This window comes from Kumtagia sp. (assembly GCF_059502445.1).
Genome location: NZ_JCACER010000037.1, coordinates 56,692 through 64,798, shown reverse-complemented (window position 1 = coordinate 64,798; position 8,107 = coordinate 56,692). Strand labels below are relative to the sequence as shown.

The following is an 8,107-nucleotide window of genomic DNA, read 5'->3' as shown; positions in this document are numbered from 1 at the left end:
GCCCCCGCAGGGGGAGAGGTGTCGAGGGCGAAGCCCGAGACGGAGAGGGGGAAGCCCGAGACGGAGAGGGGGAAGCGCCGGGAGAGGAAGCGACGGGGACAGTTTACTTTTTTCGGCCCGCGCGACCTCTGAACCGCCGTGCCTTTCTGCCGAAAGAAAGTAAACTGTCCCCTGAGCATACGTCGTCCTCGCCACGCCCTGCATCGCAGTCTGGCCATTGAGAAGATCGGGAAGACGGGCGGCCGCAGGATCGCTCATCTAATTTTATATGCGACCTTTCGGCCGCCCGTCCGGTGCTTCTTCGCCGCTTCATTTCCGGGTCATGGGATCGTACTCGCTACTCCGGCTTAAGTGACGCCGGCGATATCCCGCTCATGACGGCTCCTCAGGCCATACCGGAGCCCCGTCCCGCTCAAGGACGGGATCGTTGGAAACTCTGAAGCAGCGCCGGACCTCGCGGCCACGTTAGCCGCTACCTTCCGGACACCGGCCCCTCCCCGCAGACCACCGTCATGATCGGCGTTCCCGCAGGAGGGACTGGGGGTAGTATAAGGGAGGTGGAGAGGCAGGGGATAAAATGCCGCGAAAAGCACCTGCCGCATCGCCGCGAGCTTCGCGGCGAAGACAGGTAAGTGCCGGGGACAGTTTACTTTTTTCCGCCAGCGCAAGCCTTGGGACGCCGCCGCTTTTCTGCGGAAAGAAAATAACTGTCCCCCTGAGCCCATCCGCGCGAGCGCGGCAGCGCGCTGCTTTCTGCGCAAACATACAAGACTGGCTGCCGCGATGGCCAAGCCCTGCAAGCCGACCGAGAAAGCCAGACACACGGACCGGACTTTTGCTTCGCCGGCGCGTCCGCGCGAGCCACGGATCGGCCGTTCCGGCGCATTTTTGGAAAACCCATCCTGCCGGCGGCGCGCTTTTGAAATTCCCTCGCTCATATAATTCCACAAAATCTGTAGAGTTTATGCTGAAAGATCGATCTGCCGGGAGCATGGAATGTCGAGGAAGCTTGTGGTGGGCGTGTCGGGGAACGTGACGCGCCCCTCGAAGACGAAGGCCTTCGTCGACCATATCGCCGGCCGGCTGGCGACAGCCATAGGAGCCGCCTCAAGCACCTTCGACATCGAGGATCTCGGCCCGTCGCTCGGCGGCGCCAGGCGGCTTGCCGATCTCGACCCGGCCGCCGTGAACCTCGTCGAGCAACTCCTGGGCGCCGACGTCCTGGTGGTCGGATCGCCGACCTACAAGGGCAGCTACACCGGCCTGTTCAAGCACTTCTTCGATCTCATCGAGCCGGCATCGCTGCGCGGCAAGCCCGTCATCCTGGCAGCCACCGGCGGCGGCGAGCGCCATTCGCTGATCGTCGAGCACCAGCTCCGGCCGCTGTTCGGCTTCTTCGAGGCGCTGACCGTTCCGACCGCGATCTACGCTTCCGACAAGGATTTCGCCGGCGGCGCGCTGGCGTCCGAAGCGATCCGCGCCCGCGCCGACCAGGCGGTGGCCGAGGCGAGCCGGATCATCGGCGGCCCGGCGCGCGTCAGCCTCGCCGCCTGAGCCGGCCCCGCCCCGCAAGCGCGTCCGGCCGGCGGGCACTCGTCTTCGCCCCAGGCGGCAAAACCAGCCATCGCCCACGGCAGCCTGTTCGACCCTCGCCGCCCAATGGCGAGGCGCCCGGCTGGTCGGCGTCCGACGACGATTTGCCGCCGCAATTCGCGGCGACGGCTCCCCATTGACGTGAAACCCCTTCCGGCAGTATGAGCGCTGCCATCCGTGGTGATTTGGCCGGTCGGCTTGCAGCCACGTTAAACAAGTCGCTAAAGGACCGTCGGCAGAACAAGCCGTTTGGACCGGGCGCGACGTTCGCGGCCGGTTTTTTTGTTTGGAGGCAGCACCATGCCGATCAGGATCCCCAACCAGCTTCCGGCCCGCGACGTGCTGGTTCGCGAGGGCGTCTCGGTCATGGACGAGCGCACGGCCATGCGGCAGGACATCCGGCCGATGCAGATCGGCCTGCTCAACCTGATGCCCAACAAGATCCGCACCGAGACGCAGTTCGCGCGCCTGCTCGGCGCCACGCCGCTGCAGGTCGAGCTGACCCTGGTGCGCGTCGGCAACCACAAGGCCAAGAACACGCCCGAGGATCATCTGATCTCCTTCTACCAGACGTGGGAGGAAGTGGCGGACCGGAAATTCGACGGCTTCATCATCACCGGCGCGCCGATCGAGCTTCTGCCGTTCGAGCAGGTCGACTACTGGGACGAGCTGACGCGCATCCTCGACTGGACGACGACCAACGTCCATTCCTCCTTCTTCATCTGCTGGGGGGCGATGGCGGCGGCCTGGCATTTCCACGGCGTTCCCAAGCACACGCTGGGCAAGAAGGCGTTCGGCGTGTTCCGCCACCACAACAACGCGCCGGCCTCGCCCTATCTCGCCGGCTTTTCCGACGATTTCGCCATTCCGGTATCGCGCTGGACCGAGGTGCGCGCCGCCGACATCCCGGCCGATTCGGGGCTCGAACTGCTGATGGAATCGAGCGAGACGGGGCCCTGCCTGCTGGCGGAAAGGGCAGCGAACCGGCTCTATATCTTCAACCACATCGAATATGATTCCACCTCGCTCAAGGAGGAGTTCGACCGCGACGTGGCCGCCGGCACGCCGATCGAGGTGCCGCACGAATATTACCCGGACGACGATCCGGCCCGGCCGCCGCTCAACCGCTGGCGCTCGCACGCGCATCTGTTGTTCGGCAACTGGATCAACCAGGTGTATCAGACGACGCCCTATGAACTGGAGGAGATCGGCAGGAGCAGCGCCGAAGCCGTCATCCAGTGATCCGCCCGCCAGCGGGCAGCCGCCAAGATTTCGACTGGCCGTGGTCCTGCGGAAGCGGCCTTTCGCCGCCTGCCGGGGCAAGCCCGACATGGGGCAGGCCAGCTGTGGAAATTTCATTCGCCGAATACTTGCGGTCCTGCAATTCCCGGCTACCTTGGCGAGTGTAGGGCAAGGTGATCGCCACGCGATCCACCGGGGGGATTGGGGGAAATCTTGAAACGATCCGCTTTGATGGCGGTGCTTGCTTTGGCCGCCGTGACGGGCTGCACGCAGACGCCGAAGACCGTGGACGAAGTCATCGCAGGTTGTGTGAGAAAGGTTCACGGTTGGCAGTACGGCTGGCAGATCGAAGCCGCCCAACTGATGCGCGTCAGTCGGGAAAAGATGCCGGAACTCTTCTGCAAGCGGATTGTGACCGCCGTTCAACAGGGCCGCCTCTCGAGCAAGGACGCTTATAACCTGGACAGGGCCGCTTCACCCGTCTGGAAGATCATCAAGGGCCAGTAAGGCGCGCTTGGCGAACGGTCCTCCGCTACCCCGTCGCTGCGCCCTGCGGGTTGAGCACCGGCACGAAGACGCGGCGCGAGGCGCGCTGCGCCACCGGCAGGCCCTGGTAGAGCCGCTTCTGCGCCTCCACCACGATGACGCCCGAGAAGATCGGCCAGAAGCGGCGGCCGGAGCGCTCCAGCATCGGCTGCAGCCGCATCATGAAGCGCCGCTTCGACGGCGGGAAAAAGAGCGCGTCCGACCAGGCCGCCGGGGTGAAGTTGGCGTCGCGCAGCAGCTCGTTGAGCTGGCTGCGCGAGAACGGCCGGCCGGTGCCGAAGGGCGTGTGCTCGAAGCGCGCCCACACGCCGCGCCGGTTGGGCACCACGATGACGGCGCGGCCGGCCGGCGCCAGCACCCGCCAGATCTCCTTCAGCGTCTCGCGCGGGTTCTCGGCGTGCTCGAGCGAATGCACCAAAAGAATGCGGTCGACCGAGGCGTCGACCAGCGGCAGTTCCTCGTCGAAGACCAGCACCGTCGACGAGGCGCCCTCGCGCGGCCAGCGCACCGCCCCTTGCGTCGCCGGCATGAAGGCGAAGCTGCGCTCGGCCGCCGGCCCGAAGCGCTCCAGCCAGGGCAGCGCGTAGCCGAGCCCGACCAGCCTTTCGCCGGGCAGGTTCGGCCAGATCGCCGAGAGCGCCATGGTGATCGAGCGTTCCGCCATCTGGCCGAGCGGCGAGGCATAGAAGGCGCGCAGGTCGACGATGTCCGAATTCATGGTGCGAACGGTAGCCGCGCCGCCGCCTCAGTTCAACATCGGCGGATGGCGGGATGACAGCGCCGGACCACCGCTCTATCTATGCGGCGAACAGGAGAGGTGCCCAATGCCGATCGACATCGACCAGTTCATGTGCCGCACCGACAATTTCGGCGCGCTCGTCCGCGATCGCCAGAGCAGCGAGACCGCCCTCGTCGACGCGCCCGAGGAAAGGGCCATCCTCGACGCGGTGGAGCGCACCGGCTGGACCCCGACGCTGATCCTGACCACCCATCACCATGGCGACCATGTCGAGGCCAATCTGGCGCTGAAGAAGCGGTTCGGGCTGAAGATCGTCGGGCCGGCGAAGGAGGCCGACAGGATCCCCGGCATCGACGAGACGGTCGACGGCGGCTCGGTGCTGCGCTTCGGCGAGCAGGAGATAAGGGTGCTGTCGACGCCCGGCCACACGCGCGGCCACGTGTCCTACCACCTGCCGGAGGCCAAGGTGGTCTTTGCCGCCGACACGCTGTTCTCGCTCGGCTGCGGCCGCCTGTTCGAAGGCACGCCGGCGATGATGTGGCAATCCATGCGCACCCTTTCGGCGCTGCCGCCGGATACCTCCGTCCATTGCGGCCACGAATACACGCAGGCCAACGCCCGCTTCGCGCTCACCGTCGACCCCGACAACGCCGCGCTGAAGGCGCGGGCGCGGGAGGTCGACCGGCTGCGCGCCGACCAGATGCCGACCCTGCCGACCACCATCGGCCGCGAGCTGGAGACCAATCCGTTCCTGCGCCCGCACGATCCCGGCATCCGCCGCACGCTGGGCATGGAGGATGCCTCCGACGAGGAGGTCTTCGCCGAGATCCGCAAGCGCAAGGACAATTTCTGACATGGCGGGGCAAGGCGCAGCGGAAATCGTCGCGCTTCTGGGCATGCAGCGGCACCCCGAAGGCGGCTGGTATGTCGAGACGTTTCGCGACGCGGCCGGCACGGGCGGACGCGCCGCCTCCACCGCCATCTACTTCCTGCTGGAGCAGGGCGACGTGTCGGCCTGGCACCGGGTGCGCGATGCCGTCGAGGTCTGGCATTTCCATGCCGGCGCGCCGATCGAGCTGACGCTGTTCGACGAGACGACCGGGCGCTCGACGCACCGCCTCGGCGCCGACCTCGCCGCCGGCGAGCGGCCGCAGGTGGTGGTGCCGGCCGATGCCTGGCAGACCGCGCACAGCCTCGGCGACTGGACGCTGGTCGGCTGCACGGTGGCGCCGGGCTTCGAATTCTCCGCCTTCGAGCTGGCGCCCGAAGGCTGGGAGCCAGGGTGAGCTGAACGTCAGAAGCGGATCAGCCCCAGCGTGATCGCCAGCTGGCCGAGATAATACGTGCCCCACACCGCGTAGCGCATGCGGTCGCGATGCGGCGAGATCGCCGGCAGCAGGAATTTCTCGGTGGCAAGCAGCGTGTCGGAGACGACGAACAGCAGCATGCCGGCGATCACCAGCGGCGCGTCCAGCATGAGCGCGAAGACCGCCATGGCCAGGATCGCCGCGACATAGGCGGTGACCGGCAGCCGCAGCGCCGGTCCGAGGCGGCCGGTCAGCACGGCGAGGAAGGCCAAGCCGAGCCCGACCAGGATGGCGGCGAGCACGCCGCGCCACGGTGCCGCGAGCAGCATGGCCGGGCCGCCGCCCATGACGGAAAACAGCGCGACATAGGCGAGATGAGCGGCAAGGAAGCTTGTCAGTCCCGCCAGGAAGAGTTTTTCGCCATCGCGCGACAGGAAGAGGTCGCCGGCGGCGCTGAGCGCCAGCGCCAGGACAAGCAGCCAGTGGCCGCCCTGCATGGCGGCGAGCACCGCCAGCAGCCCGACCGCCAGCGTCTTGACCACGGAGGCGACCGGCCGCGCCGGCGCGGCCGCCATCGTGCCGTAGAGCAGAGCGGCCGCGGCGGAGAAGATCAGCGTCGCATTGGCCGGGCTCTCGACGCCGCCCTCGAACGGCATCACGCGTCGGCCCCGCGTTCGGCCTGGCGGGCATGGGAGAACAGTTTTGGCCGCGCCGCCAGCACGGCGCCGGCAGTGATCAGCAGGCAGGCGCCGATCACGTTCCAGCTCGGCTCGGCGAAGCCGGTGGCGATCAGCACCAGCGTGGACAAAAGCGGCGCGGCATAGCTCACGGCACCCAGAACCTGGATGTTGCCGCGCTTGACGCCGAAATCCCAGGCGTAGAAGGCCGCCCCCACCGGCATCAGGCCGAGCCCCAGCACCGCCAGCCACTGCCCTGCGCCCGACGGCAGCACGGTCTGCTCGAGTGCCAGATGGCAGAGCAGCGACAGCACGGAGGTCGCCGCGCAAAACCAGGTGACGATGCCGGTCGGCACCTCGGCGAAGCGGCGCGACAGCAGCGAATAGGCCGACCACAAAAGCGCGCAGACGCCGGCCATGGCGTAGCCGAAGGCATAGCGGCTGTCGAAGGAGAGGCCGCCGCCCCTGGTGACGATAAGCACCGTGCCGGCGAGCCCGAGCAGCGCGCCGGCCACATGGTTCCAGCGCAGCCTTTCGCCCGGCATCAGCGCCGAGCCGACGACGATCAAGAGCGGCCACAGATAGGCGATCAGGCTCGCCTCCACGGCCGGAGCGTTGCGCAGGGCGGTGAAGTAGAAGAAGTGGTAGCCGAACAGGCCGCCTATGCCGATCAGCCAGACGACCGGCGGTATCTTCACGCCGGCGGGCGGAGCCGGCGCGACGAGCCGCATGGCGAGCCCGACCGCCGTGCCGATGGCGAAGGTGATGGCCGACAAGAGGAACGGCGGCACGCTGCCCGAGGCGTCGGTGAGCAGCGCCAGCAGCGCCCACATGGCGACAGCGGAAAAGCCGATCAGCGTGGCGCGTGCCATTGGCCAACATCCCCTCGGGCGCGGGGCGGGCCGCGCTATCTGTTCTGGTCGATGCGCCGGGACTTCACGGTTACGGTGCCGATCTGGGTGCCGACGGTCGCATGCACCGGCGCATATACGCCGGTCGTGCCCAGCGGCGCAAACGCGATCATGATCCTGCTGCGGTTCTGCAGATAGTCCAGCGCGGCGCGGCCCTTGCGGTAGCCGGCGACCGGCCTGACGGTGACCCGGCAGGTGACGACGCCGTCGCCATATTCGCTGACCGCCGACGAGTTCCGAGCCGGATGCAGCGTCGCGTCGAGCCGGAACTCGCCGTCGAACAGTTTTATGGTGCGCCCGCAGACCTCGCCGGGCCCGGCCGCCTTGACGACGCCGGCCGACAGCGGATCGACGACGCCCCGCAGATGCGACGGCCTGACCGGCACCCAGTCCGAGCCGCGCTTCTTCAGCGGCGGCACGTTCTCGTTGCTCACCACCGTGCCGCCGCGAAAGCGCATCGCCGTCATCTGCTTCCGGCGGCCTTCGGTGTAGTTCATGCGGAAGGCGGCGGGCTGCGTGCGCTCGCCGGCGAAGGTGCCGGATGCCGACGCGGTGCCGCGGGTGCGGCCGAAGATGTCGGCGATGCCGGCGCTCGACACGGTTCCCTGGAGCGAGAACCGGCCGTTCTCGAAGCGGCTGTCGAAGCTCGAGCGGGCGATCGTCAGCCCGAGATAGGAGACGGTGTACTCGCCCTTGAAGGTCTCGACCTCGGCCTGCGCCGGCGCTGCGGCGACAATGCCCAGCGCCAGTGCGACGGCAGCCAGCCCGCGCCGTGCCGCAATCCCAACCGCATCTCGCCATCCATCGATCATGCCCGAGCAGGAAGGCGAAGAATCCGGCAGCAATGTGAAGCGGCCGGCCGGGATCGGCCGCTGGCAGGATTGTCGGCGGTGCCTACTCCTCCAGCAGCGGCCACCGCCGATAGGCAATCAGCCACAGGACGATGATGAATCCGGCCGGGATCAGGCAAAGTACCGCCCATGCCGGCGACAGGCCGACCCGAACGAGAAGTTTCCAAGTTGGAATGCCCGTCAGAAGCACCACCAAGACATAGGGCACAAATTGAATTGCTTCAGGCATCGCTCCCCTCCG

10 protein-coding genes and 1 riboswitch are annotated in these 8,107 nt (G+C 67.5%); of the genes, 5 read left to right on the top strand and 5 right to left on the bottom strand.

The genetic code is table 11. The annotated features are described in order from the left end of the window. Positions 1-996: 996 nt before the first annotated feature. From msuE to AC5JDC_RS14060, 3 genes are all read left to right on the top strand, one after another. Positions 997-1,554: an FMN reductase gene (msuE, locus tag AC5JDC_RS14070; protein WP_495841972.1), complete on the top strand. Its 558-nt coding sequence runs from the start codon at positions 997-999 to the stop codon at positions 1,552-1,554. Between the two features lie 206 nt (positions 1,555-1,760). Further along, a riboswitch (SAM riboswitch) is annotated at positions 1,761-1,838 on the top strand. A 55-nt stretch (positions 1,839-1,893) separates the two neighbouring features. Then, entirely contained in the window at positions 1,894-2,835 is a 942-nt protein-coding gene (gene metA / locus AC5JDC_RS14065) for a homoserine O-acetyltransferase MetA (RefSeq protein WP_495841971.1), read from the top strand. Between the two features lie 231 nt (positions 2,836-3,066). Next, the gene (locus AC5JDC_RS14060) at positions 3,067-3,342 is read left to right on the top strand and encodes a hypothetical protein (RefSeq protein ID WP_106775582.1); all 276 of its coding nucleotides are present in this window, start codon (positions 3,067-3,069) and stop codon (positions 3,340-3,342) included. A gap of 25 nt (positions 3,343-3,367) precedes the next feature. Here AC5JDC_RS14060 and AC5JDC_RS14055 read toward each other — a convergent pair whose 3' ends face one another. Beyond that, complete coding sequence (locus tag AC5JDC_RS14055; protein ID WP_495841969.1) at positions 3,368-4,099, bottom strand: class I SAM-dependent methyltransferase; 732 nt, start codon at positions 4,097-4,099, stop codon at positions 3,368-3,370. Positions 4,100-4,205: 106 nt separating this feature from the next. Here AC5JDC_RS14055 and gloB point away from each other — a divergent pair, with 106 nt between their 5' ends. Together gloB and AC5JDC_RS14045 are read left to right on the top strand one after the other, a co-directional pair. Beyond that, positions 4,206-4,973 carry a hydroxyacylglutathione hydrolase gene (gene gloB, locus AC5JDC_RS14050; RefSeq protein WP_495841967.1) on the top strand — a complete coding sequence of 256 codons (768 nt, stop codon included), beginning with the start codon at positions 4,206-4,208 and terminating at the stop codon, positions 4,971-4,973. Between the two features lies 1 nt (position 4,974). After that, complete coding sequence (locus tag AC5JDC_RS14045; RefSeq protein WP_495841965.1) at positions 4,975-5,406, top strand: cupin domain-containing protein; 432 nt, start codon at positions 4,975-4,977, stop codon at positions 5,404-5,406. Positions 5,407-5,414: 8 nt separating this feature from the next. Here AC5JDC_RS14045 and AC5JDC_RS14040 read toward each other — a convergent pair whose 3' ends face one another. From AC5JDC_RS14040 to AC5JDC_RS14025, 4 genes are all read right to left on the bottom strand, one after another. Then, the gene (locus AC5JDC_RS14040; protein ID WP_495841977.1) at positions 5,415-6,083 is read right to left on the bottom strand and encodes a lysoplasmalogenase family protein; all 669 of its coding nucleotides are present in this window, start codon (positions 6,081-6,083) and stop codon (positions 5,415-5,417) included. Next, positions 6,083-6,976 carry an aromatic amino acid exporter YddG gene (gene yddG / locus AC5JDC_RS14035; protein WP_495841963.1) on the bottom strand — a complete coding sequence of 298 codons (894 nt, stop codon included), beginning with the start codon at positions 6,974-6,976 and terminating at the stop codon, positions 6,083-6,085. The genes AC5JDC_RS14040 and yddG overlap by 1 nt, the downstream gene beginning before the upstream one ends. Positions 6,977-7,011: 35 nt before the next feature. Next, positions 7,012-7,827, bottom strand: coding sequence for a DUF3108 domain-containing protein (locus AC5JDC_RS14030; RefSeq protein WP_495841961.1), 816 nt, complete (start codon positions 7,825-7,827; stop codon positions 7,012-7,014). A gap of 82 nt (positions 7,828-7,909) precedes the next feature. Continuing rightward, the gene (locus AC5JDC_RS14025; protein ID WP_495841959.1) at positions 7,910-8,095 is read right to left on the bottom strand and encodes a hypothetical protein; all 186 of its coding nucleotides are present in this window, start codon (positions 8,093-8,095) and stop codon (positions 7,910-7,912) included. Positions 8,096-8,107: the final 12 nt, after the last annotated feature.